Annotated in this window: 25 protein-coding genes; 6 read left to right on the plus strand and 19 right to left on the minus strand. The window is 47.7% G+C overall.

Features of this window, described 5'->3' with window-relative positions; all coding sequences use genetic code 11:
- Nucleotides 1-65 precede the first annotated feature (65 nt).
- From ugpA to ABD980_RS10210, 3 genes are read left to right on the plus strand one after another with little or no spacing between them, the layout of a single operon-like run.
- Nucleotides 66-947 carry a sn-glycerol-3-phosphate ABC transporter permease UgpA gene (gene ugpA / locus ABD980_RS10200; RefSeq protein WP_300646835.1) on the plus strand — a complete coding sequence of 294 codons (882 nt, stop codon included), beginning with the start codon at nucleotides 66-68 and terminating at the stop codon, nucleotides 945-947.
- Nucleotides 948-955: 8 nt separating this feature from the next.
- Entirely contained in the window at nucleotides 956-1801 is an 846-nt protein-coding gene (ugpE, locus tag ABD980_RS10205; RefSeq protein ID WP_260648726.1) for a sn-glycerol-3-phosphate ABC transporter permease UgpE, read from the plus strand.
- 27 nt (nucleotides 1802-1828) lie between these two features.
- Nucleotides 1829-2914 (plus strand): sn-glycerol-3-phosphate import ATP-binding protein UgpC, encoded by a 1086-nt coding sequence (locus ABD980_RS10210; protein WP_345371505.1) that lies wholly within the window; start codon nucleotides 1829-1831, stop codon nucleotides 2912-2914.
- A gap of 80 nt (nucleotides 2915-2994) precedes the next feature.
- Here the strand turns inward: ABD980_RS10210 and ABD980_RS10215 are convergent, their stop codons facing one another.
- The 5 genes from ABD980_RS10215 to mltG are packed head-to-tail and all read right to left on the minus strand — an operon-like array spanning nucleotide 2995 to nucleotide 7220.
- Nucleotides 2995-3780, minus strand: a complete 786-nt coding sequence (locus ABD980_RS10215) for an ankyrin repeat domain-containing protein (RefSeq protein WP_345371507.1) — start codon at nucleotides 3778-3780, stop codon at nucleotides 2995-2997.
- Nucleotides 3777-4547: a TatD family hydrolase gene (locus ABD980_RS10220; protein ID WP_260648723.1), complete on the minus strand. Its 771-nt coding sequence runs from the start codon at nucleotides 4545-4547 to the stop codon at nucleotides 3777-3779. The genes ABD980_RS10215 and ABD980_RS10220 overlap by 4 nt, the downstream gene beginning before the upstream one ends.
- An 8-nt stretch (nucleotides 4548-4555) precedes the next feature.
- Nucleotides 4556-5575, minus strand: a complete 1020-nt coding sequence (gene holB / locus ABD980_RS10225; protein ID WP_345371509.1) for a DNA polymerase III subunit delta' — start codon at nucleotides 5573-5575, stop codon at nucleotides 4556-4558.
- Nucleotides 5572-6207 carry a dTMP kinase gene (gene tmk / locus ABD980_RS10230; protein WP_300646840.1) on the minus strand — a complete coding sequence of 212 codons (636 nt, stop codon included), beginning with the start codon at nucleotides 6205-6207 and terminating at the stop codon, nucleotides 5572-5574. Before tmk ends, holB begins: the two co-directional genes overlap by 4 nt.
- Before the next feature lie 2 nt (nucleotides 6208-6209).
- Nucleotides 6210-7220 (minus strand): endolytic transglycosylase MltG, encoded by a 1011-nt coding sequence (mltG, locus tag ABD980_RS10235; RefSeq protein ID WP_345371512.1) that lies wholly within the window; start codon nucleotides 7218-7220, stop codon nucleotides 6210-6212.
- 104 nt (nucleotides 7221-7324) lie between these two features.
- On the opposite strand from mltG, the gene ygfZ reads away from it, so the two are divergent.
- Entirely contained in the window at nucleotides 7325-8263 is a 939-nt protein-coding gene (gene ygfZ / locus ABD980_RS10240) for a CAF17-like 4Fe-4S cluster assembly/insertion protein YgfZ (protein ID WP_345371514.1), read from the plus strand.
- 1 nt (nucleotide 8264) lies between these two features.
- Here ygfZ and ABD980_RS10245 read toward each other — a convergent pair whose 3' ends face one another.
- Together ABD980_RS10245 and ABD980_RS10250 are read right to left on the minus strand one after the other, a co-directional pair.
- Nucleotides 8265-8612, minus strand: coding sequence for an RnfH family protein (locus ABD980_RS10245; protein ID WP_345371516.1), 348 nt, complete (start codon nucleotides 8610-8612; stop codon nucleotides 8265-8267).
- 21 nt (nucleotides 8613-8633) lie between these two features.
- Nucleotides 8634-9065 carry a type II toxin-antitoxin system RatA family toxin gene (locus ABD980_RS10250; protein ID WP_260648717.1) on the minus strand — a complete coding sequence of 144 codons (432 nt, stop codon included), beginning with the start codon at nucleotides 9063-9065 and terminating at the stop codon, nucleotides 8634-8636.
- A 56-nt stretch (nucleotides 9066-9121) separates the two neighbouring features.
- On the opposite strand from ABD980_RS10250, the gene smpB reads away from it, so the two are divergent.
- The gene (smpB, locus tag ABD980_RS10255; protein WP_260648716.1) at nucleotides 9122-9580 is read left to right on the plus strand and encodes an SsrA-binding protein SmpB; all 459 of its coding nucleotides are present in this window, start codon (nucleotides 9122-9124) and stop codon (nucleotides 9578-9580) included.
- Here smpB and ABD980_RS10260 read toward each other — a convergent pair whose 3' ends face one another.
- Both ABD980_RS10260 and ppsA read right to left on the minus strand, forming a co-directional pair.
- A complete protein-coding gene (locus tag ABD980_RS10260; RefSeq protein ID WP_300646846.1) occupies nucleotides 9581-10912 on the minus strand; it encodes an NAD(P)/FAD-dependent oxidoreductase in 1332 nt (443 codons plus the stop codon). It lies immediately after the preceding gene.
- 103 nt (nucleotides 10913-11015) lie between these two features.
- Nucleotides 11016-13379 carry a phosphoenolpyruvate synthase gene (ppsA, locus tag ABD980_RS10265; RefSeq protein WP_300646847.1) on the minus strand — a complete coding sequence of 788 codons (2364 nt, stop codon included), beginning with the start codon at nucleotides 13377-13379 and terminating at the stop codon, nucleotides 11016-11018.
- Between the two features lie 150 nt (nucleotides 13380-13529).
- Here ppsA and ppsR point away from each other — a divergent pair, with 150 nt between their 5' ends.
- The gene (ppsR, locus tag ABD980_RS10270) at nucleotides 13530-14363 is read left to right on the plus strand and encodes a posphoenolpyruvate synthetase regulatory kinase/phosphorylase PpsR (RefSeq protein ID WP_260648713.1); all 834 of its coding nucleotides are present in this window, start codon (nucleotides 13530-13532) and stop codon (nucleotides 14361-14363) included.
- Here the strand turns inward: ppsR and ABD980_RS10275 are convergent.
- From ABD980_RS10275 to ispC, 10 genes are read right to left on the minus strand one after another with little or no spacing between them, the layout of a single operon-like run.
- Nucleotides 14360-15142 carry a TrmH family RNA methyltransferase gene (locus tag ABD980_RS10275; RefSeq protein ID WP_300646848.1) on the minus strand — a complete coding sequence of 261 codons (783 nt, stop codon included), beginning with the start codon at nucleotides 15140-15142 and terminating at the stop codon, nucleotides 14360-14362. The genes ppsR and ABD980_RS10275 overlap by 4 nt on opposite strands.
- Nucleotides 15139-15741 carry a ribonuclease HII gene (gene rnhB, locus ABD980_RS10280; RefSeq protein ID WP_300646849.1) on the minus strand — a complete coding sequence of 201 codons (603 nt, stop codon included), beginning with the start codon at nucleotides 15739-15741 and terminating at the stop codon, nucleotides 15139-15141. Before rnhB ends, ABD980_RS10275 begins: the two co-directional genes overlap by 4 nt.
- Nucleotides 15731-16909 carry a lipid-A-disaccharide synthase gene (lpxB, locus tag ABD980_RS10285; protein ID WP_345371523.1) on the minus strand — a complete coding sequence of 393 codons (1179 nt, stop codon included), beginning with the start codon at nucleotides 16907-16909 and terminating at the stop codon, nucleotides 15731-15733. Before lpxB ends, rnhB begins: the two co-directional genes overlap by 11 nt.
- Nucleotides 16906-17694: an acyl-ACP--UDP-N-acetylglucosamine O-acyltransferase gene (gene lpxA, locus ABD980_RS10290; RefSeq protein ID WP_345371525.1), complete on the minus strand. Its 789-nt coding sequence runs from the start codon at nucleotides 17692-17694 to the stop codon at nucleotides 16906-16908. Before lpxA ends, lpxB begins: the two co-directional genes overlap by 4 nt.
- 1 nt (nucleotide 17695) lies before the next feature.
- Nucleotides 17696-18148 (minus strand): 3-hydroxyacyl-ACP dehydratase FabZ, encoded by a 453-nt coding sequence (gene fabZ, locus ABD980_RS10295; protein WP_300646863.1) that lies wholly within the window; start codon nucleotides 18146-18148, stop codon nucleotides 17696-17698.
- A gap of 19 nt (nucleotides 18149-18167) precedes the next feature.
- Entirely contained in the window at nucleotides 18168-19253 is a 1086-nt protein-coding gene (gene lpxD / locus ABD980_RS10300) for a UDP-3-O-(3-hydroxymyristoyl)glucosamine N-acyltransferase (RefSeq protein ID WP_300646852.1), read from the minus strand.
- 2 nt (nucleotides 19254-19255) lie between these two features.
- The gene (locus tag ABD980_RS10305) at nucleotides 19256-19807 is read right to left on the minus strand and encodes an OmpH/Skp family outer membrane protein (RefSeq protein ID WP_260648707.1); all 552 of its coding nucleotides are present in this window, start codon (nucleotides 19805-19807) and stop codon (nucleotides 19256-19258) included.
- 44 nt (nucleotides 19808-19851) lie between these two features.
- Nucleotides 19852-22191, minus strand: coding sequence for an outer membrane protein assembly factor BamA (bamA, locus tag ABD980_RS10310; RefSeq protein WP_260648706.1), 2340 nt, complete (start codon nucleotides 22189-22191; stop codon nucleotides 19852-19854).
- A 50-nt stretch (nucleotides 22192-22241) separates the two neighbouring features.
- Nucleotides 22242-23573, minus strand: a complete 1332-nt coding sequence (gene rseP, locus ABD980_RS10315) for an RIP metalloprotease RseP (RefSeq protein WP_345371528.1) — start codon at nucleotides 23571-23573, stop codon at nucleotides 22242-22244.
- Between the two features lies 1 nt (nucleotide 23574).
- On the minus strand, nucleotides 23575-24780 hold the full coding sequence (ispC, locus tag ABD980_RS10320) for a 1-deoxy-D-xylulose-5-phosphate reductoisomerase (protein ID WP_345371530.1): 1206 nt from the start codon (nucleotides 24778-24780) through the stop codon (nucleotides 23575-23577).
- Between the last annotated feature and the right edge of the window lies 1 nt (nucleotide 24781).

A 24781-nucleotide genomic window follows, 5' to 3' on the forward strand; every position in this document is an offset into this window, starting at 1 on the left:
TGCTTTTTTCTCTTTTACCACTCAAAGACGCTTTGTTGCGGTCTTTATTTTCTTGTCAATTTCCTATGGAAAAGCGTGTCGTTTTTAACCATAAAACGCTGCCCTATTTACTGCTTGCGCCTCAACTGGCGATTACAGTCATTTTTTTCTTTTTACCTGCGGGTCAAGCATTGTGGCAGTCGTTTCATCTGGAAGACCCTTTTGGGCTGAGCTCCAGTTTCGTGGGTTTAGATAATTTCAGAGAGCTGTTTTCACAACAAGCCTATCTGAACTCATTTAAAATCACGGCCAAGTTCTCTCTATTAGTCGCTGTTGCTGGGCTGGCGATCTCCCTATTACTAGCGGTACTCGCTAACCGCGTGATTCGCGCCGCGGCTTTTTATAAAACCATGCTCATCTGGCCTTATGCAGTAGCAACGGCTGTTGCAGGGGTTTTATGGCTCTTTATGTTCTCACCATCGGTAGGGATTATTGCCGTATTTTTATTTGAGCTCGGTATTGCCTGGAACCCTCGCCTAGATGCTGATGATGCCATGCTCTTGGTGGTGATGGCCTCTGTCTGGAAACAAATCTCTTATAATTTTTTGTTTTTCCTTGCTGGCTTACAGGCCATTCCTCGCTCACTGATTGAAGCGGCGGCCATTGACGGTGCCGGCCCAATGCGTCGTTTTTGGTCCATTGTTTTTCCCTTATTATCACCGACCACATTTTTCCTATTGGTGGTTAACGTCATTTACGCCTTCTTTGATACCTTCGCTATCATTGATGTCATGACACAAGGTGGTCCGGGCGAAAGCACATCAATTTTGGTATACCGCGTTTATAACGTTGGGTTCCGTGGGTTGGATTTAGGGGCTTCTGCTGCTCAATCCGTGATTTTGATGCTCATTGTGATAGCGCTAACTGTGATCCAGTTCCGCTACATTGACCGTCGTGTGAATTACTAGGTCCAGTTATGATTGAACGACGTCCTTTACTTGACTTCTTTAGTCATTTTATTTTGTTACTTGGGGTGGCAGTGATTGCGTTCCCCTTGTACATCACCTTTGTCGCTTCTACGCAATCTGCAGTAGAAGTCGCCCAAGCCCCTATGTCTTTGCTCCCAGGCGAGCACTTTTGGTCTAACTACAAAGAAGCGCTCTTTGGTGCGGCAGGCAGTAATGCTCCCCCTGTTGCCCGCATGTTGTTAGTCAGTAGTATCATGGCAATCACCATTGCCGTAGGCAAAATCATTATCTCCATGCTCTCCGCTTTTGCTGTGGTGTATTTTCGCTTTCCGCTGCGCATGGTATTTTTCTGGATGATTTTTGTCACGCTTATGCTACCTGTAGAGGTGCGTATCGCCCCCACTTTTAAAGTCGTTGCCGATTTGGGCCTCTTAAACAGCTACGCAGGTTTAACTTTGCCGTTAATCGCTTCGGCCACCGCCACCTTTTTATTTAGGCAGTTTTATCTCACCATTCCTGACGAGTTGGTCGAGGCCGCACGCATCGATGGCGCTGGTCCCATGCGCTTTTTTAAAGACATTCTTTTGCCTTTATCTAAAACCAGTATTGCGGCGCTATTTGTGATTCAGTTTATTTATGGCTGGAACCAATACCTCTGGCCCTTAATTATCACAACTGAAGAACATATGTACCCGATTGTGATCGGTATCAAGCGTTTAATTTCCGGTGGTGATAGTGTCACTCAATGGAATATCGTTATGGCAACCGCCATGCTAGCCATGATTCCACCCGCTTTGGTGGTCATGCTTATGCAAAAATGGTTTGTTAAAGGTCTGGTCGACTCAGAAAAATAAGACCGCTGCACAGGAATAACAGTAATTATGGCAACCTTAACTTTTAATCAAGTCACCAAAGTCTACCCGGGTAATATCGAAGTCATTCATGGCATTGATATGCAGGTTCAAGATGGCGAATTTGTGGTCATTGTGGGCCCGTCCGGCTGCGGTAAGTCCACCCTGATGCGCATGGTCGCCGGACTAGAAAGCATCACCAGCGGCACCATCGAGATTGATGGTAACGTCGTTAATACCTTAGAGCCCGCTGAGCGGGATATCGCTATGGTATTCCAAAACTATGCGCTCTACCCTCATATGAGTGTGTATGACAACATGGCCTATGGGTTAAAAATCCGCAAATTCAGCAAAGAGGAAATCCGGGAGCGTGTCAATGTGGCTGCACAGATTCTCGAGCTTTCGCATCTACTTGATCGTCGCCCGCGTCAGCTTTCTGGTGGACAGCGTCAACGCGTCGCCATGGGGCGTGCTATTGTGCGTGAACCCAAGGTTTTCTTATTTGACGAGCCACTTTCAAACCTAGATGCTAAGTTGCGGGTACAAATGCGTTTGGAAATTCAACGTTTGCACCAACGCCTTAAAACCACCAGCCTCTACGTCACTCATGATCAAGTTGAAGCCATGACCTTGGCACACCGTATGATTGTGATGAACAAAGGGGTCGCAGAGCAAATTGGTACCCCCATGGAGGTTTTTGAAAAGCCCGCCTCTACCTTTGTCGCCAGTTTTATCGGTTCACCACCGATGAACTTAATCCCTGTACATATTGATCAACAGGGTACGGTCTACAATGATAGAAACATAGCTTTGCACTTTCCTTCTCATTTAATTGCACCCGCGCTCTATGGCAAATCAGTTATTTTAGGGATTCGTCCTGAGCATATTGCTTTACACCAAGCCGGACTGCCTATGGAAATCGAAATGATCGAGATTTTAGGCTCAGAACAGCTGATTCACGGTCGTAATGGCGATCATACGCTTGTTATCCGTACCCCTACAGAGAGCACTCGTGATAACCCATTACAAGTTGGTGAATCCATTCAAATTGGTCTTAACGAGGATTATCAACTGCATTGGTTTGATGCCAACACTACGAAACGTATTGAAATATAAACAAATCGTGTAAATAACAAGCACAAAAAAGCCCCCAAAAAAACACATTTTGGGGGCTTTTTATGACGACTAATAAAACATCACTCTTCAAATCGCTTTAAATCAAAATACTGACTCGTTCCTGTAGAAGGACGGCTTTCCGCAGTTTCCAGATTATCTACCTCTTCTTGCCCTTGTCCCAACAAAATAGGTGCCACCTGCCCGTGATTCTGTGCTCGTTTTTGCTCGTATTCAGCAGCAATCTCACGTAAACGTGCCGCCAAACGAGTATTTTTATTCGACTGGGCCCAGTCCGCTGCAGACAGTTTTGTCACACTCAATGTAGTTGGATCCGCCCCCTGCTCTAAAAGCAGGTTCACTAGTTTTGCACTGCCTGAGCGCGCTGCCATCATTAAAGGTGTGGTTCCATCCGGTGCTGGAGCATTCACCAGAGCCCCATGCTGCAATAATAACTGCACCATCGCGATTTGTTTTTTTGAAGCCGCGTAATGCAATGGCGTCCAGCCTAAACGGTTCACCTGTGCACCTTGCTGAATAAGTGCTTGCGCCCGCTCGGTTTGCCCCATAATGGCTAAGTACATCAGCGGGGTTTCATCGTTAGCATTGGTTATATTGGGCTCAAACTGGCGATGCTGGCGCAATAACTCATATACATCCCACGCTTCATTTTGTATCGCCCACATCACCACTGGTTGTTGCTCACGGCTTTTAATATTGGGGTCTACCCCCTGAGCTAAATAGCGCGTAACCGCCGCCGTTTTATTATTTTGCACCTCTAACCAAAAACTATCATCCACTGCATAACTTGTGCTAAAACTAACAGCGAAAACAAGTCCAATACCAATTTTTTGTAATGGTTTGATCATGGCTGAGCCTTTGTAAAAAGTTGATAAAAATTATGCGTTGTCTGGTCCGCAATCTGTGCTGCCGGTACCCCACGCAATTGAGCAATACACTCCGCCACATGCACCACCAAAGCAGGATGATTCATTTTTCCACGATGCGGCACCGGCGCCAAATATGGAGAATCGGTTTCAATCAATAATCGATCCAAAGGCACTTTTTGTGCTACCTCGTGCACTTGTTTTGCACTTTTAAACGTCACAATACCTGATAATGAGATATATAACCCCAGATCCAGCGCTTTTTTAGCCGCCGTCCAATCTTCACTAAAACAGTGCATAACACCACCACTTTGCTCCACCTCGCCCTCGCGTAAAATGGCGAGCGTGTCAGCAATAGCTTGGCGTGTATGTACAATCACGGGTAGTCCAGTATCTTTACTGACTGCTAAGTGCAAAGCAAACCGCTCACGCTGCCAATCCAAAGGCTCTTGCAAACGATAATAATCCAAACCCGTTTCACCAATAGCGATGACTTTTTCATGTTGTGCGCGCTCAAAAAGTTCAGCATAAGTCGGCTCTGGCACCTGATCATAACCGGGATGCACGCCTACAGACGCATAAAACTCGGGGTAGGCCTCTACCACTTGCATTAAACGCGGCCAATCTTCTAAACAAACACTTACTACTAAGGCACGTGTGACCTGATTATGCTGCATCGCTTGGCGCAAAGACGCCATATCTTGAGCTAAATCAGGAAAATCCACATGACAATGCGAATCAATATACATAATCGGTATCAATGAATAAAACTGTGAATGACACGCTCTAATGCGGTGTGTACCCATAGTTTAGCGTTTAATGGGTGTTCACTATGCTGCTTTTGTGTGAGCAACCATTTCCACTGTTGCTGCAGGCGTAGCGCATGACTACGTTGGCTTAGTTGCTGAGTGCTCACTTGCAAATCAGGGTAGTAACGTACCGGCTGCCCATAACACGCCAAAAGCAAATCCACATACCAACGCTGTAATACAGTTAGCCATTGCGTCGCCGGCTCTTTTTCTATTTCCGACGCTAAGGCAATAATGGCTTGCTCTTGTCCTTTAAGCAGCGTATTTTGCAACTGTTCCAACCAGTCTGGGTAGGGTTTGGACATTTGCTGCGCTAAACGATACGCGGCCAAAGGGGCGCCCCCGGCAGCGGCTAACCAAGCCTCTGGCGTTTGTACCATCTGTGCTTGTAGCCAAACTAAACTTGTCGTGTGGTCTGGGGTACTTAAAGGCAAGCGCCGACAACGCGAGATAATCGTTGGCAACAACTGCTGATAGCGATCCGCCACCAGTAAAAATACGGTATGAGTGGGCGGCTCCTCTAGAATTTTTAGCAATGCATTAGACGATACTGGATTTAAGGCTTCGGCCGGATACAGTACAGCCACCCGATACCCACCGCGGTGCGTAGCAGTATTAAACCAATCCGTTAACGCCCGTAATTGCTCAACACGAAGCCATTTAGAGGGAGTTTTACTATCAATCGTTGGATCATCGGGGTTTTCTATGGCGGCGACGGCATCCGGACGCACCCAACGCAAATCCGGATGATTTCCTGACTGTACCCATTGGCAAGCATCACATTGACCACATGCTAAAAACGACTGTGGCTGCTCACAAAGCAAAGCCGCCGCTCCCGCTTTAGCAAACTGGGTTTTGCCTATTCCTGCTAAGCCATGAATGAGCCAAGCATGGGCAAAACGCTCTCGCTGCTGTAACCAGCGTTGCGCCGTCGCGCGTTGCCACGGATAGAACTCCAAAGGACTCATACGTTTTTCCAAGAAAGAATCAAAGCCTCCAGCTGATGCTGTAACTGCGTTTGAATCTGCTGCACACTTTGGCTACTATCAATACAAATAAAGCGCTCTGGCTGTGCTTGCGCACGCTGATGATAAAAGCGTTGCGTGCGGTAAAAAAATGCTTCTTGCTCTTTTTCAAAACGATCTAAAACTCGCCCACTTTGTAAACGTTGGGCAGCAACCGCTAAGGGCAAATCAAATAGCCAGGTACGATCGGGTTGTAAGTCTGGGTGTACCCAGTGTTCCAGTATCTCAATGGCGGTGGCTCCTAGCTGCCTGCCTCCCCCCTGATAAGCATAGCTGGCATCGCTGAACCGATCACAAAGCACCCACTTACCCGCATTGAGTGCTGGTTGAATCACTGTTTCTATATGCTCATTGCGAGCCGCAAACATCAACAAAGTCTCGGTTTTAAGATGCATCGGCTGATGCAATAATAACTCCCGTAAGCCCTCGCCAAGCTCTGTGCCACCAGGCTCGCGCGTTATGACTACCGGTATACCTGCTTGCTGTATATAGTCTGCCATAAAAGGAATATGGGTGCTTTTACCAGCCCCATCCACCCCTTCCAGGCTTAAAAACAATCCTTTTTTTTCCGTCATGCTTAGCCACTTCGATTCAAAATATATTTACGTACTGCCCGATTGTGATCGCGCAAGTTTTTGGAGAACTCACTGGTCCCATCACCGCGTGAAACAAAATACAGATAATCATGCTTTTCAGGGTGTAGGGTCGCTAACAAAGCGGCTTTACCAGGACTGGCAATGGGTGTAGGCGGTAATCCCGCTCGCGTGTAAGTGTTCCATGGCGTATCTGTCTGTAGGTCTTTTTTCCGTATACGCCCCTGATACTGATCCCCCATCCCATAAATCACTGTCGGATCCGTTTGCAGCAACATACCAATACGCAAACGGTTAATAAACACCCCTGCTACACGCGCCCTGTCTTCGCCATGACCGGTTTCTTTTTCAACGATAGAAGCTAAGATCAACGCTTCATAAGGGGTTTTTAATGGCAAATCCGGGTCACGACTTTCCCAAAGCTGCTGTAATAACTCTGTTTGCGCCTGGTAGGCACGACGCAAAATATCAAAATCCGTACTACCTGGTACAAACACATATGTATCTGGGTAAAACAGTCCTTCGGGGTGAGTCGCTTGAGCCCCTAAACGCTCCAGTAATTCACTATCACCCACTGTAGTAAGCGTCTGTTTAATATTTGGGTCTGCGGCCAGCTGTTGACGTATACGCTTATAATCCCACCCCTCTACCAAGGTAATACGTGTCTGCATCATATCGCCCTGGGCCATACGCTCTAGTAAAGTCCACAAACTATCGCCTTGCACGGCCTCATACGCACCCGCCTGTAGCTGTGTATCTTTTTCCGTTAGGCGTGCCAAAAGAGCAAAATGGTTTTCATCTACAGCGATGCCAGCTTGGCGCATAGTGCGAGCAATGGCTTTAGGTCCAGAGCCAGACTCAATAATATAGTCCACTCGTTCAGCTTGCATAGGCACAGCACGCCACATCACCCACCACCACACGCCATAGGCACTTGCCAGCGCTAGCAAAAGCGCCAGCAAAAAACTCCCTATGAGAACGCGTTTTTTTTTCATAGCTGTTTTTTATTCCTTTCATCACTTAGTGGCATCATTTTAACCTTAAGCCAAGCAAGTTATTATATAGAATCCCTTTTATTTATCTGCGCTGTATTAACATCATGAATAACTCTTTACTCTCTGCTCAATCTGTCTGTCCTCTTTCGCATCTAGCTCTCTGGCATATTACTGGTGCGGACACCTTAGACTTTATGCAGTCTCAGCTAACGAGCTCTATTAATGAGCTCACAGAAAATCAGGCCGTATTAGCAGGGTTTTGTCAGGCTAAAGGACGCTTACAAGCCACCATGCTCGTCTGGCGCGACCCTCAACAGCCCGCGCATTTATACGTGATGATTGATCGCTCCATCGAAGAACAAGTGCGCAAACGTTTATCTATGTTTGTATTACGTGCCAAGGTCAGCATCACACCTATACATACGAAGGTCTATGGTGCTTTGCTCCCAGACAGCCCTGGCTTTCAACTGCCTCAAGCGCATTATGCTGTACGTCACGAGCAAGCACTCACATGGATAGCCGCACCCAATGCAAGTGAACAAAGTGCTCGCGCCTGGGTCATTGATTGGGACAATCAAATTCAAGCCGCCGAGCTCTCACCAGCGCATTGGGCTGCTGCCGATATTTATGCCGGTCTGCCTTGGGTACAAGCCCCCATTTACGAAACGTTTTTACCCCAAGATATCAATCTGGATATTATTGGGGGCGTAAATTTCAAAAAAGGCTGCTTTCCTGGGCAAGAAGTGGTGGCTCGTTTGCATTACCGCACTACCGCAAAACGTCGTGCAGCCCTAGGTACATTGGCCGTGGATGCCCAAAGCGATATTCGTGCTGGTATGGATATCTTTGCTTGCGACGACCTCGAGCGCCCATGCGGACGTATTATTAATGCAGCATACGACCCACAAGCTCAGTGTTGGGCGCTACTCATGGAAGTCCACATTGAGCAAATTCAAACCCAATCCATTTGTTTGGCCAGCGCTCCGCAAACTGCTATTACCGTCCAAACTTTGCCTTACGGTTGGGAAATCGCTAAATATTGATTTAGCCCTCGCGATTGATCACCATACGCGCCGCCGCACTCAATGTGCGCCGGCGTGTGCTTTTGGTTTGTTGGTTAGCGCGGTGCGCCGCACGACGGCGCCGGGATTCCATCGGGTCAAAAACCAAAGGTCGATAAACCTCGATCCGGTCCCCGGCTTGCAGCCGTGTATCTTGATGGCAGCGCTCCCCAAAAATACCCACAGCTAAATGCTGCGCCTCGGGGTGATCATGAAATAATCGGCTTTGCTCCAAAGCTTCCTGTACGGTCGCACCTGCAGGCAACGTTAAGGTTTGCTGCCAAAGTGTATTTTTTGCCGCAAAAACGATTTCAATTGTTATCATAGTCATAGCTTAGATGTTTGCCTTGAACTAATCATATAAATCCAAGGCTCGGCGCGTAAAGGAGTCAATAAAACTATTTGCTACCCGATTAAAAATGGGGCCAACAACCATTTCAAGGGCGCGACTAGAAAAAGCATACTCCATGACAAACTCCACTTTACACCCCTCATCGCCTAACGCGGTAAAATACCAATCCCCTTTTAAATCAGAAAAAGGGCCATCTACCAGCTGCAAACGTATATGCCTGGGATAATCATGGGTATTTTGGGTGGTAAAGCTTTGTTTAATGCCAGCAATACTGATGGTGACAGAAGCACGCATGCCCTGATCATTTTCTTCATGTACGCAAGCGCCACCGCACCATGGCATGAACTCTGGATAACGCGCCACATCGGCGACCAGATCAAACATTTGAGCAGCAGAATAAGGAACTAAGACGGATCGTTTAACTGTATGCATCGAGTCGGATTAGTAGATAAAATAAATCGATTTTACCTAAGATAGGTGATGAATTCATGAGTATTGTTGAAAATCGTAAAGCGCGTCACGAGTATTTCATCGAAGAACGCTACGAAGCTGGGCTTGTTTTACAGGGTTGGGAGGTCAAAGCCATCCGCAGTGGCCATGTGCAGCTTGCTGAAAGCTACATTGTGATTCGAGATGGCGAAATTTGGGTCATCGGGATGCATATTAGCCCACTTCCAAATGCTTCTACCCATATTGTGCCAGACAGCACTCGCACTCGTAAGCTTTTACTTAAAGCCGAGGAAATCAGCAAGCTCATTGGTCGCGTTGAACAGCGCGGCTACACCCTGGTACCCCTCAACCTCCATTTTAGCCGTGGTCGCATCAAAATGGACATCGGATTGGGCAAAGGGAAAAAGCAACATGATAAACGCGATACTGCGCGCGATCGCGATTGGAAGCGCGAACAAGAACGCTGGCTCAAACACGATACGCGCCGTCGAGACTGATCAATGCAACTTAATGCGGGGGGCAGAGCGTTTCAGCAATAAGCGCCCTAGCGCTAGACTAAACGTACGCAGCACCCCCAACACGGCAGCATGATGCATCAGGTGTAGGCTCATATACATCATGCGTGCTACCAGGCCCTCTACAAACCAACTTTTCCCTGATAACACCCCCATCAAGCTTCCTACGCCTTTAGAGTGCCCTACGGCCACTAAAGAACCATAGTCTTTATAGGTAAAAGGTGCCGTATGGCTTTGCCCTTTTATTTTTGCGTCCAAAACACGCCGTAAATAATTAGCTTGTTGGTGCGCCACCTGAGCTCGGGCGGGAAGATAAGCATCCTCTCCCACCCATGGCGCTTGCGCACAATCGCCCATTGCATAAATCGATGGGTCCACTGTTTCTAAGCGCTCATTGACCACTAATTGATGAATCCGATTCGTCTCCAGGCCCAGTGTTGTTAAAAACACAGGTGCCTGTATGCCAGCAGCCCATACACACAAGTCCGCCGCATAGCATTCACCATTTTGATCAACCAACTGGTTCGCTTGCACCTCTGTTACGCGCACGCCTGTGCGTACCGTAATCCCACGATCATGCAATAACTGTGTGGCACGTGCAGACAACTCGGGGGGTAATGCCGCCAAAATACGGTCGGCCCCTTCGATAAGAGTGATGGATAAATGTCGTTCAGGCGTAAAAGTATTTGCGCCATAAAAATGTAAGCTTGCCACGGCTTCGGTTAGCTCTGCGGCTAATTCCACCCCTGTTGCTCCACCTCCAACAATTGCAATACGCACCGGCTCAGCCGTTGTATCCACAGCTGCGGTGCCTTGATGCTGTGTTAACGCATGAAGCAACTGCATGCGAAAATGCTCAGCCTGTGCTGTCGCATCCAAAGTAATAGCGTGTTCAGCCGCACCAGGAGTATTGAAAAAATTAGACTTACTCCCCACAGCTATCACCAATGTGCCATACGCGATGGTACGTGCGGGAAAAAGTGTTTGCCCGGCCTCATTTTGTGCTGCCGCAACATGAATAACTTTCTTTTCTCTGTCCAGTCCTTCTAAAGCACCTAAAATAAACGTAAAGTGACAATCACGGGCTAACATAAAATATGACAAGCCCTCGCGATGAATATCCAGTGTGCCCGCCGCCACCTCATGTAAAGAAGGCTTCCAGATATGATCGGTGTCCTTATCCACCAAATACACCTTATCAGGCCCATGCTTACGCCCTAACTTGGCGGCTAACTCTAACCCCCCCGCACCACCACCAATAATCACTATAGGTGTGACTGTATTCACTCGCAACTCCTTTTCTTTATATTTCATTGCTTTTTATTATGCGGCATTGAAAAGCTCTTGCCTAGCAGCAAAAGTAAATAGCCACCTCGTACGAGGTGGCTATTACCTACAGAATAAGCGCTTTAGCTTTTTATTTTGCTAAACGCTGCCAAGTATCTACAACCGTATCTGGGTTCAAGGAAATAGATATAATTCCCTCGTCACGTAACCATTCGGCTAGATCAGGGTGATCACTTGGACCTTGACCACAAATCCCCACGTATTTACCCGCTTTACGACATGCTTGAATGGCACGGCTTAGCATGAATTTTACCGCCGCATCACGCTCGTCAAAATCATCGGCTAATAGCTCCATACCGGAATCTCGGTCTAAGCCCAAAGTCAACTGCGTCATATCGTTAGAACCGATGGAGAAACCATCAAAATACTGTAGGAACTCGTCGGCTAAGATAGCATTAGAGGGAACTTCGCACATCATGATTAGGCGCAATCCATTTTTACCGCGCTCTAAACCGTTTTCTGCTAATAAGTTCACCACTTTTTCTGCTTGCGTTAAGGTACGCACAAAAGGCACCATAATTTCTACGTTAGTGAGCCCCATCTCATCGCGTACTTTTTTCAACGCCTCACATTCCATACGGAAACACTCTTGGAAGTCCTCAGAAATGTAACGTGCGGCACCACGGAACCCTAGCATCGGGTTCTCTTCCTCGGGCTCGTAGCGTGATCCACCCACCAATTTGCGGTATTCATTCGACTTAAAGTCTGACATACGCACAATGACGGTTTTTGGATAGAATGCCGCTGCTAGTGTTGCCACCCCTTCGGCCAGTTTTTCCACAAAAAACGCACGCGGGCTCGCGTAGCCACGAGCGGCGGACTCTACGGCTTTTTTCAGATCAGCATCCACATTGGGGTAATCTAATACCGCTTTGGGGTGAATCGCAATGTTGTTGTTAATGATGAACTCTAAACGCGCTAAGCCAACACCATCATTTGGGATTTGTGCAAAATCAAACGCGAGTTGTGGGTTACCCACGTTCATCATGACCTTCATGCCAATCTCGGGCATTTCCCCCCAGCTAACCTCTTCGATTTCGGTTTCGAGTAGGCCATCATAAATACGACCTTCGTCCCCTTCGGCACATGACACAGTAACCTCTTGGCCCTCTTTGAGCACATCGGTTGCATCGCCACAGCCTACCACCGCAGGGATACCTAGTTCACGTGCAATAATTGCGGCGTGACATGTGCGCCCACCACGATTTGTCACAATCGCAGACGCCAGTTTCATCACGGGCTCCCAGTTTGGATCGGTCATATCCGTGACAAGTACATCACCGGCTTGAACATGATGCATTTCGCTAGCATCACCCACTAAGCGGACTTTACCTGAACCGATTTTTTGCCCAATCGCACGCCCTGTTACTAGGACTTCGCCGGTGGCTTTGAGCTTATAACGCTCTTGAACATCACTGTTGCCTAATTGGGATTTAACGGTTTCCGGACGCGCTTGCAGGATATAAATCTTGCCATCAATACCATCACGACCCCACTCGATATCCATAGGGCGCTCATAGTGTTTTTCAATAATCATGGCATAGCGCGCTAGCTCAATGACCTCATCATCAGTCAATGAGTAACGGTTACGCTCAGAGACTGGAACTTCGACAGTACGTACGGCTTCGCCGCTTTCACGCTTTTCGTCAAATTCCATGCGTAGGAGTTTGGAGCCAATACGACGGCTAATAATGGCATCATGTCCAGCAGCCAATGAAGGCTTAAAGACATAAAATTCGTCTGGGTTAACAGCGCCCTGTACAACCGTTTCGCCCAAACCATAAGCTGAGGTGATAAAGACTACGTCTTTAAAGCCAGACTCGGTATCAATGGTAAACATGACCCCAGAGCTGCCTTTATCCGAGCGCACCATGCGCTGAACCCCAGCAGAGATGGCCACGTCTTCGTGCGCAAAACCTTTGTGAACACGATAAGAAATCGCACGGTCGTTGTATAAAGAAGCAAACACAAGGTGGATTTTTTCTAAGACATCATCAATACCCACCACGTTAAGGTAACTTTCCTGTTGCCCGGCAAAAGACGCATCGGGTAAGTCTTCAGCTGTTGCCGAAGAACGCACTGCAAAAGAACCTTTGCCATCCGCATCAAGCTTGGCAAATGCCTCACGGATTTGTTGCTCAAGCTCAGCAGGGAAAGGGGTTTCGATGATCCACTGGCGGATTTGTGAGCCGGCCTCGGCTAAAGCACGCACATCATCGGGGTCCAGTGTTGCTAAGCGGTCTTCAATACGCTTATCGAGATTGTCGGCACGTAAAAACTGACGGAATGCTTCTGCCGTGGTGGCAAAACCACCTGGTACCCGCACTCCAGCAGAAGAAAGCTGGCTAATCATCTCGCCCAAAGAGGCGTTTTTACCACCCACAATTTCGACGTCTGTCATGCGCAGCGTCTCGAAAGGCAATACATAAGACATAAAAGTCACCTTAAAAGAATAAAAAGCAAGTTTGTGTAATACATTAAGGCTTATGATTAAAATGTATTAGGCAAACCTGCCTTGATTAGCAACGCGATGGTTGGTACTCTTTGCGATTGTACCGTTTATCGCCTTTGTGTGTACTTTAATATGACTAATTCCCCTATAGAGCGTACTGTTTTTGTGGTTTCTGATAGTACAGGCATTACTGCCGAAACCTTCAGCCACTCGGTTTTATCACAGTTTCAGCAATTTGAGTTCCAAGCCGTACGGGTTCCTTTTATTGATACCATCGAAAAAGCCCAAGACGTCACCGCCCGCATCAACCGTTGTTTTGAAGAAACAGGGGTTAAACCACTGGTATTTAGCACACTGGTTGACCCAAAAATGGCACGTGTTGTAGGTTCGGCAAATTGTATTTTCATGGATTTGTTTGGTAGCTTTGTGCGCCACATCGAGCGAGCTTTAGGTGTAAAAGCGGATCGCTCCGTTGGACGCTCACACAGCAATGTCATGTCTAAACAATACAGCAACCGTATCGAGGCCATTAATTTCAGTTTGGCTCATGATGATGGCCAGCTCGTCAATGGCCTCGAACAAGCTGATGTGATTTTAGTAGGGGTTTCGCGCTGTGGCAAGACACCTACTAGCCTCTATTTAGCCATGCAATACGGGGTCAAAGCGGCAAACTACCCGCTGATCCCAGATGACTTTGAACGCGGCGCTTTACCGGCCTCTCTAGTGCCCTATAGAAAAAAACTTTTTGGTTTATCTATTCACCCTGAGCGTTTGGCCGAAGTACGACACGAACGCCGCCCAAACAGTACCTATGCTTCATTAAAACAATGTATTAACGAGGTTGCCGAAGCGGAACGCTTAATGCGCTTAGAAAATATCCCATGGCTCTCTACCACTACACGCTCTATTGAAGAAATCTCCACCAAAATCTTAGATGAGGTCGGACTCAACAAACGTATTTATTAATTAACCCCGTGCTGACGGCGGTGCTCAAATAAACACACCGCTGCAGCCACGGCCACATTCAATGACTCCACAGCAGTACTCTGGGGAATATACACCGCTTGAGAGGCCGCCTGCAGCAACGCTGGTGCTACCCCCTGCCCTTCATTACCAAAGGCCCATGCCACGCTTGGTGGTAATTTCATGGTGTATAAAGATTGTGCTTGTTCTAGGGCCGTGACATAAAGAGGAACACACAAGCGTTCCAAAAAATCATCAATGCTCACATTCTCATAGAGCTGTAACGCAAAATGCGCTCCTTGAGCGCTACGTAACACTTTTTGTGACCAGACCGCCGCGCACCCCGGCGATAAGTACACGGCATCAATCCCAGCTGCAGCAACCGTACGTAATAATGTGCCTACATTGCCTGGATCTTGAACCCGATCTAGATAGACACAGCTATGATGTATCGTCTGCCCTAAAACGTGTTCAGGCATGGCCGCCACAGCTCCAACCCCTTGCCCATGCTCTACTTGAGATAATTGACGCATTAAAGCCGAAGGGAGCTGTATTATCTGCTGTGCTGGCACTCGTTTAATCAACTGCTGTAGCTCTTGATCCAGCTCCAAGCGCTCTGCATCCACCCACAACTGTGCAACCTCATAGCCTCTATCAAGCCACGCCTGACAAAGATGAATGCCTTCTAGCCATACCCAAGTCTCTCGTCCTACTTTACGACCTTGGGCAATACGCAACGCTTTTTTATATAAGGGATTATCTTTAGATTGGATCTGTTTCATGAGGCTTGCCAATTTTTAATGGGCGCAAAACTACGACGATGTTCTGGGCATGGTCCATATTGAGCTAAGCGCTCAAGATGCAGCTTCGTGCCATAGCCTTTGTGCTGATCAAATCCATATTGTGGGTACTGCTCATGCATCACCATACAAGCCTGATCACGAGCAGTTTTCGCCAAAATAGAAGCCGCAGAAATAGCAGGCACCAGCGCATCTCCTTTGATTACGGCACGCGCTGGCGCTGGTAGCTCTTCTGGCACTCGATTACCATCAATCAACACCCAATCAGGGCGCATAGGCAACTGTTGACAAGCCCTCTGCATAGCTAAAAGCGTTGCTTGCAATATATTTAACTGATCAATTTCCTCAGTGTTAGCACTGGCTATACACCATGCTAAGGCTTGTGCTTTAATTTGCTCCGCCAGTGTTTCACGACGCTTAGCACTCAGTTTTTTTGAATCAGTCAGTGCAATAATAGGCTGCGCGGGATCAAGAATCACCGCTGCTGCAAAAACGGGCCCTGCTAATGGACCGCGCCCTGCTTCATCTACCCCCGCTATCGCTGTATATTGGGTCAATAAACGTTGTAAATCATCTTCCATGGGCTAACTCTACAATTTTTTCTGCAGCAAGACGCGGTGTATCTAAACATAAGCTCTGGTGTATCTGCACAAAGCGCTCAGCCACCTGATCCGCCCATGCTTGATCAAAAAGCGCTTTTTCTGTTGCTTTCATCAATTTTTCTGGCGTGGCCTCGTCTTGTAATAATTCAGGTACCACAAAATCCTGCGCCAAAATATTAGGCAAGCCCACCCATGGAGTAAGAGGTCGACTTAATCCAGATTGCCATGCCATCAATCGTCGCATCCAGGGTGATAACACATAAGAAATCACCATAGGACGCTTAAATAGCATTGCCTCCAGTGTTGCGGTCCCACTAGCCACTAACAAAGCATCAGCCGCCTCCATTGCCTCCCACGCTACAGGCTGTGTACGCACCTGATGTGTAGCCGTAGACAATAGGTGTAAGTGAGATACTGGATATTGCGACAACAAGGCGCGAAACTCTTTTTCGCGTTGCGCATTCACCATAGGTACAACTATCTGCAAATCAGGATGAGCCTGTTGTAGGCGTTGCACAGTTTGCAAGAAGCGTGGTGCAAGCAATGCAATTTCACTACGACGACTTCCTGGTAATAACGCCAGTACCTTGGCATTTTCTGCCAAACCCAAACGCTGTCGTGCCGCAGCTTTATTCGGCACCAATGGAATATTTTGCGCTAATGGATGCCCCACACAGGTAACAGGAATACCCTCTTTTTCGTAAATAGGCACTTCGAAGGGAAATAATACCAACATGTGGGAAACTGCTTGGCGGATTTTATGGATTCGCTCATAACGCCATGCCCAAATAGAAGGCCCGACAAACTGTACTGTAGGGATGCCGCGCTTATGCAATTTGGCTTCTAAACGTAAGTTAAAATCTGGTGCATCAATACCTACAAATACATCAGGCGGTTGCGCCTGCCAACGCCCAGCACTTCCATAGTAAGAGCGTAAAATTTTCGGTAGTGCACGAAACACATCGGTATAGCCAAATACGCTTAATGTATCCATGCTATACCAGGTTTCCAAGCCTTCTGCCTGCATGTAAGGGCCGCCTATGCCAGAAAAATGCGCTTGAGGTTCAAGCGCATGGATTCCCTGCATAATACGACCCGCTAACAAGTCTCCCGACGGCTCACCAGCAACCATGCCGATTTGTATCATGGGCGTACAATACCCCGATTAGACTGTGCTAAGAATGTTGTAAAGAGCTGCACCGCTGCTCGTTGCTCCTGATCTTGTCCCAGTTGATGTATCTGCTCAAGGGCTTGCTCTACTGTTAACTGCCGTCGATACAATAAGCGATAAGCATCTTTAATGCATTTAATACTGGCTGGCGTAAAGCCACGTCGTTTTAAACCCTCGGCATTAATCCCACTTGGTCGAAATGGGTCCCCCGTGCCAATCACATAAGGTGGGATATCTTGGCGCACAGAGCTGGTACCACCTACCATCGCATGTGCTCCGATACGCACAAACTGATGTACCGCAGACAAGCCCCCTAAAATCGCCCAATCCCCAATATGAATATGCCCAGCGAGCTGTACACTGTTAGCGATGATCGTATGATTGCCAACCTGACAATCATGTGCAATATGCACATACGCCATGATCCAGTTATCATCACCCACACGAGTAACCCCTACGTCCTGCACAGTACCGGTATTAATCGTTACGTACTCACGAATGGTATTGCCATCACCAATTTCTAGGCGCGTAGACTCTCCTGCATACTTTTTATCTTGTGGTATGCCGCCAATAGAACAAAAGCGATAAAAATGGTTATTTTCGCCTATAGTTGTATGGCCATCGATGACACAATGTGGACCTATTATCGTACCGGCACCAATGGTGACATGCTCACCAATAATACTGTACGCGCCGATTTCCACATCATCCGCAATCACAGCGCCTTTAGCCACAATGGCGGTAGGATGAATGCGACCCATCTTATTTATCCAATACACGAATAGCGCACATCAACTTAGCCTCGGCCACTACTTGATCATCCACCAAGGCTTTAGCTGTATATTTGCACATAACACGACTAATGCGATCTGCTACTACCTCGAGACGCAACTGATCACCTGGTACGACAGGTTTACGGAAACGCGCCCCGTCGACACCTACTAAGTAATACGCCACCTTTTGGCTTGCCGGATCAATGTCGGCATCATCCTCAAAAGAAAACAAGGCGGCGGCTTGTGCCATGGCTTCGATAATCAATACCCCTGGCATTACAGGGTGGTGGGGAAAATGCCCCGTAAAAAAAGGCTCATTGATTGAGACATTTTTGATGGCAACAATACTTTTGCCGGGAACCATTTCAACGACCCGATCCACTAACAGCATCGGATAACGATGCGGTAAGCGTTCCATGATCTGTTGTATATCAAGTTCCATCATATCTTGTTCCTACTTGTTATTGTGATGTGCTGTTTCGCTCCAATGAGCGCACACGTTTACGTAATTGAGAAAGCTGAGAAATCACAGCGGCATTATGCTGCCAATCTTTGTGCGAAGCATAGGGGTATACGCCACTGTAGCGCCCAGCGGTTTTTATCGAAGAGGTAATCGCTGTTCCACCCGAGATCTGCACATGATCCGTAATAGTTAAGTGCCCAGAAATCATCGCTGCACCGCCAATAATACAATGCGCACCGATATGGGTAGAGCCCGCAATCCCTACACAAGCCGCAATGGCTGTATGCTCTCCAATATGGACATTATGCCCAACCATAATTTGGTTATCGAGTTTAACGCCATCTGCAATCACCGTATTATCCAACGCACCCCGATCAACGGTCGTGTTCGCGCCGATTTCGACATCATTGCCAATTTCTACGGTTCCAACTTGAGCAATTTTCGCCCAGCCGCCTTGTGGATGGGGAGCAAACCCAAAGCCATCAGCTCCTATCACACACCCACTATGCAATAGGCAGCGCTCGCCAATTTGCACTTGGTGATACAACGTAACCCGTGGCTGTAAGCGTGTGTTTTTACCGATCTGCGTCCCGGCCCCAACCACACAACCTGCACCGATACGGACGTTTTCAGCGAGCACCACATCAGCCTCGATCACGGCATGTGGGCCGATGTGCACATTCGCAGCAATCTGTGCACTCGGGTGAATGACGGCAGTGGCATGAATACCGTGCTCTAAAGCCTGCAATCGATGTTGGTCAAACCACTGTGCCAACAAAGCATACATTAAATAGGGCTGCTCAAATAACACCACCGCAAAAGCTGGTGGTGTACTTAACTGCGCATACACTTGCTCTGACAAAATTACCGCGGCCGCTTGACAATGTGTCAATTGATCAAAAAGCTGAGGATTCGATAAAAAGCTGATTTCTACCGAAGAAGCGTGCTGCAGCGAACCAATACCCTGTATTTTAAGTGCCGCACTCGCTGGGTCAGCGAGTGTGGCAGCTAAGCCTTGTTGCGCCACAAACTCCACCAGTTGTCCCAAGGTGGGCGCTTGATCGGCTGTTAATAGCACCGGCATGTTTAACCACCCAAGGCTTTAAGTACCTCATCAGTGATATCTACGCGTGGGCTAACGGTGACAGCATCTTGAATAATAATGTCATAGCCCTGCGTTTCTGCGATTTTTTGGATGGCCGCGTCTGCTTTTTCTACAATTGCAGAAAACTCTTCGTTACGGCGACGGTTAAAGTCCTCTTGGAACTCTCGTCGTTTACGCTGTAAATCAGAATCTAAGTCCGCCAATTGGCGTTGACGTTTGATGCGCTCTGCTTCAGAAAGAGCTGGCGCATCTTTATCAAATTTTTGTGCGTCATTACGAAGCTTATTGGCCATATTTTGGAGTTCATCATCACGACGCTTAAACTCAGATTCGATTTTGGCTTGAGCAGCTTTAGCAGGCTGAGAGTCACGCAAAATGCGTTCTGTGCTAACAAAGCCAATTTTAGTTTGTGCTTGGGCAATAGGCGTTGCGGCAACGGAAAGGCCGAGCGCGGCAGCCATCATTAGCGCGCGTTGATTACGGCCTAACTGACGAGCGATTTGTGTAAGTTGTAATGCGAATTTAGATTTCATGAAAATCCACCTTGCTAAAGTTGCTGCTAAAAGAATATATATTATTAAAACCCTGTCCCAATTTGGAATTGGAAAGCTTGCTTTTCATCACCCGGCTTCGTGTTCAGCGCACGGCCGTAAGAAAGCTCCAAGGGCCCCATGGGCGACTGCCAAGAGAAGCCTATACCTGCTGCGTATTTCCAGCCGCAAGCATCGGTAGCGGGATCATTCGGACGCCCTTTTGCACATCCACCACTGGTATTGTCGACTCGACCCACATCGCCAAAGATGAACCAACGTAAAGTTCGGTCACGCGTTGCTCCAGGGAAAGGCAGATACAACTGAACATTACCAACAACGCGACGCGACCCCCCTAGATAGTCACCCGTTAGGGTATCACGTGGCCCCAAGGAGGCTCCCTCGAAGCCACGCACTGAGCCAATACCCCCTGCGTAAACGGTTTTAATCACAGGGAAACTACGGCCGCCATAAGACTTACCCCAATCTACTAATCCATTTAGCGCTAAAGTATAGTCTGTGCCAAGTGGCAGATAGTACTGCTGCTGAGCACTAAGCATATAATAGCGTAAGTCTAAGGTTGAAAAGTCACCTGATAACCGTGTGTAGCCACCCCGTGTGGGAGCAATCGCACTATCGCGAGTATCCTTATCCCAACCTACGTTAAAGATAAAAGCATTCGTGCTTTTGCCGAATTCTCGCACAAACTCCTGATAGGCTAATGGCGTGTATCGCGGATCCAAACGATCGAGACGGTTGTGCTCGTAACTTGCACCCATGTAAATCCGATCGTTTTCCGAAATCGGAATACCAAAATTTAACCCTGCCCCGATAGCTGTGACCTCATAATCGCCATCCGAATAATCATTATCGTAAGGGGTAGTGCGACGGTAATACAAAGACGTGGTTTTACTAATTCCGTCTTTAGTCCAATATGGATCCGTGTGCGCTAAAATCGCTGCCCGGTTGGATTTACTGGTATTCACCTGTAATGACAAGCTATTACCACTACCAAAAATATTATCCTGACTAATGCCCCCGGTCAGCATGAGCTTATCCGTCGAGCCGTATCCAACCCCAAGGTTAATCATACCTGTGGGCTTTTCCTTGACCTCGACATGTACATCGACCTGATCCGCGGTGCCGGGCACCGCAGCAGTAGAAACATCCACCTCTGTAAAGTAACCTAAGCGGTCGATACGATCACGCGAAGTAGCAATGTCTTGAGCGTCATACCAAGCGGCCTCATGTTGACGCATTTCACGGCGAATTACCTGATCGCGCGTGCGTACGTTACCGCCGATCTCAATCCGACGCACATATACCCGACGCCCAGGATCCACATAAAAAGTAAGATCAGCTGTTTTATTTTCCCGATCCAAAACAGGATTAGGGTTAATGTTTGCAAAAGCATAGCCCAAACCACCCAAATAGCTAGAAATGGCTTCTACTGTTTGATTGGTTTTTTCGGCTGAGAATGTTTCCCCCGCTTTAACTGTGACCAAAGGTTGGATTTGCGCATCTAAACCGAGTAAGTCACCTGCTAATTTCACATCACTGAGACGATAACGATCCCCCTCGTGAATCGTAAGTGTAATAAAAATATCTTTACGATCAGGTGAAATCGAGACCTGTGGAGGTTCAATCTGGATCTCTAAAAACCCTCGATCCAAGTAGTAAGAGCGTAAACGCTCAATGTCCCCTTCTAGCTTTTCTCGCGAGTATTTGTTGCTTCCGGTATACCACGTCATCATGCCAGAAGTGGTCAACTGCATTTGTTTTAACAGCTCACTGGTCTTTAGCTGCTGGTTGCCCACCAAATTAATTTCTTTAATTTTGGCAAGATCCCCCTCGAAGACATCAAAACTAATCCCTACGCGGTTACGTGGCAAAGGCGTAATAATCGGAGTGACCTCTACGCCATATTTACCTTTGGCAAGATACTGTTGTTTAAGCTCAAACTCGGCGCGCTCAAGCATAGAGCGATCAAATACGCGCCCCTCTGAAAAGCCAACCTGCGCCAAGGCCTGAGTGATATTTTTATCATTAAACTCGCGCATCCCGTTAAAGCTGATCGAAGCAATAGTGGGACGCTCTTGAACCGTAATCACTAAAACGTTATTTTCCACATCGATTTTGACATCATTGAAAAAACCGCTGGAATATAAACGCTGAATGGATTCACTGGCTTTGCTTTCATCAAAGCTTTCGCCTACTTTTACTGGCAAAAATCCAAATACGGCACCGGGATCAATACGCTGAATGCCATTAACCTGAATATCCTGAATCACAAAGGGGGTGAATGCATTAGCTAGTGGCGCAAGCAATGCCGCCATCGCAGCAGATACCGCACGCAAAGCAAATTGTTTTTTTCGGCTAGATGACATCCTTGATTGTCCTTGCGTAGTCAAAGAGGTTGATATTATAAGACATGTGACTAATTTAATAACCGATTAAAATCATTAAAAAAAGCCAACATGGTCAATGCAGCAAGCAGTGCTATGCCTATTCGTTGCCCAACAAGCTTTATTTCATCCGATACCGGACGTCCTGTTACGGCCTCGATGGCATAATACAGCAAATGCCCACCATCTAACATAGGTATAGGTAAAAGATTTAATAATCCTATACTTATACTGATGAGTGCAAGAAAATGTATATAGGCGCTTAACCCTATACGTGCGCTTTGTCCGGCATAATCCGCAATGGAAACAGGTCCACTGATGTTTTTCACTGATACATCACCAGTCACCATGCGAGCCAGCATTTTCAATGAAAGCCAAAAGGTATCCACCGTGCGAGTTAGACCTTGCTGTATGCTTTGAATAGGACCATAACGTACCGTTACCATTTCAATATTGGCCCCCAGCATAATCCCTACTCGACCAGTTTTAATACCTTTGTCATCCAAATGCGCCTCAACCTGCACAGGTATTGTCAGCGGCTGTTCTTCGCGCAATACCGTTAGTTGAATGGTTTGATCAGGCCGAGCCTGAATCGCCTCTACAAACTGCTTGGCACTCTGAATAGACTCAGCATCAATGGCCACCAATATATCATTTTCCATCAGCCCTGCGCGAGCTGCTGCCGAACCCGCTATCACCTGACGCACGCTTGGTTGTGGAGTTGCCAACATTAAACCGGCTAATGCTAAAGGGTCCTGCTCTGGTTCTAACAAGGAAGGGGGTAAGTATAATGATCGTGTGACTTGAGCCCCACCAGCGCGCTCTAGGGTCAAATCAATGTTTGCCCCCGTATGCATTTTGTCTAGAAGCTGCCAGCGTAATTGCGACCAAGAGGCCACTGGCTTCTGGTCTAAAGCCAGCACTCGATCGCCTGCCTCGATACCCGCTTGTGCTGCAGCGGTTTGCAACGGCGGTTGAGCTAATAGCGCGGCGGGCTCCTGTGTACCAACCCAACCTACCAACGCATACAACAGTACAGCCAATAATAAGTTGGCTACTGGGCCAGCAACAGTAATAGCAGCCCGCTGCCCTACGGTTTTACTTTCAAAAGCACTCTGTTTTATGGCTTCTGGCGCCTGTTCAGGGACTTGGCTACGCATCATCACGTATCCACCTAAAGGCAAAGCTGAGATAGCCCACTCACAACCGTGTTTATCTGTACGCTTAAAAAGCACCCGCCCAAAACCAATGGAAAAGCGCTCGATATGTACACCACAACGCTTAGCCACCCAATAATGACCCAGCTCATGAATGGTGACAAGCAAGCCAATCGCAACAGCAAAAGCCAGCAGTGTTATTAACATATTAGTGGACACTCATAAGAACTTGAGTCTGCTCATTGGCCAAGGCACGCGCATGTTGATCCAGCGCTAACACATCCGCAAGCTCCGCCAATACATAAGCCTTTTTTTCAATCCGATCTATAGTATGCGCTATCACCTGAGGTATATGGGTATAGCGGATTTTTTCTTGTAAAAAAGCATCAACCGCTACCTCGTTAGCCGCGTTTAGGGCCACACAGGCTGCCTGAGAAGTATTGAGCGCATCAAAAGCTAACTGCAAACAAGGAAAACGGGCAAAATCCGGCGCATAAAAATCTAAGCGCCCCAATTGCACTAAGTCCATAAGACCTACCCCGCTTTGGATACGCTGAGGATAGCCAAGACCATAAGCAATAGGAGTGCGCATATCAGGTTGTCCAAGCTGAGCTAAGATAGAGCCATCGGTATATTCCACCATCGAATGCACAACACTTTGTGGGTGGACAACCACCTGGATTTTATCTGCAGGCATAGCAAAGAGCCAGTGCGCCTCAATCACCTCTAAACCTTTGTTGAGCATCGTGGCTGAATCCACAGAAATTTTGCGCCCCATCGACCAATTAGGGTGATTACATGCCTGCTCTGGAGTCACGTGATGCAGTTGATCTGGAGTGGCTTCTCTAAAGGGTCCCCCCGAAGCGGTTAGCAACAAACGCCGTATGGTGCCATGTGGTTCTGTAGGTGCACTACACTGAGCCTCTGGAGGTAAGCATTGAAACATCGCATTATGTTCGCTGTCTATGGGTAACACCTGCGCACCGGATTCGCGCACAGCCTGCATAAACAAGCCCCCTGCTGCCACTAAAGACTCTTTATTAGCCAATAATATCCGCTTTGCGGATTTAGCCGCAGCCAACGCAGGCTCTAAACAGGCGGCGCCAACAATAGCGGCCATCACGGTAGTGACTTCTGGCGCACTGGCTACGCTGTTTAATCCTTCGGTGCCTAAACGGATTTCTGGCAAGGGCAAAGAGCTATTCCAAGCGTCTTTAAACCTTTGTGCCGCCGCCGCATCTGGTACGACCACGACTTTAGCTTGACTTTGTTGGGCTTGGTGAGCCAACTCCACCATTTGGCTAAAAGCAGATAAGGCATACACTCGCATCGTTTCTGGATGACGCGCAATCACATCTAAGGTACTTTTTCCAATGGAGCCGGTCGAGCCCAACACACAGATAGACTGAATCATA

The sequence above is a fragment of the Paenalcaligenes hermetiae genome (assembly GCF_039543645.1).
Lineage (GTDB): Bacteria > Pseudomonadota > Gammaproteobacteria > Burkholderiales > Burkholderiaceae_B > Paenalcaligenes > Paenalcaligenes hermetiae.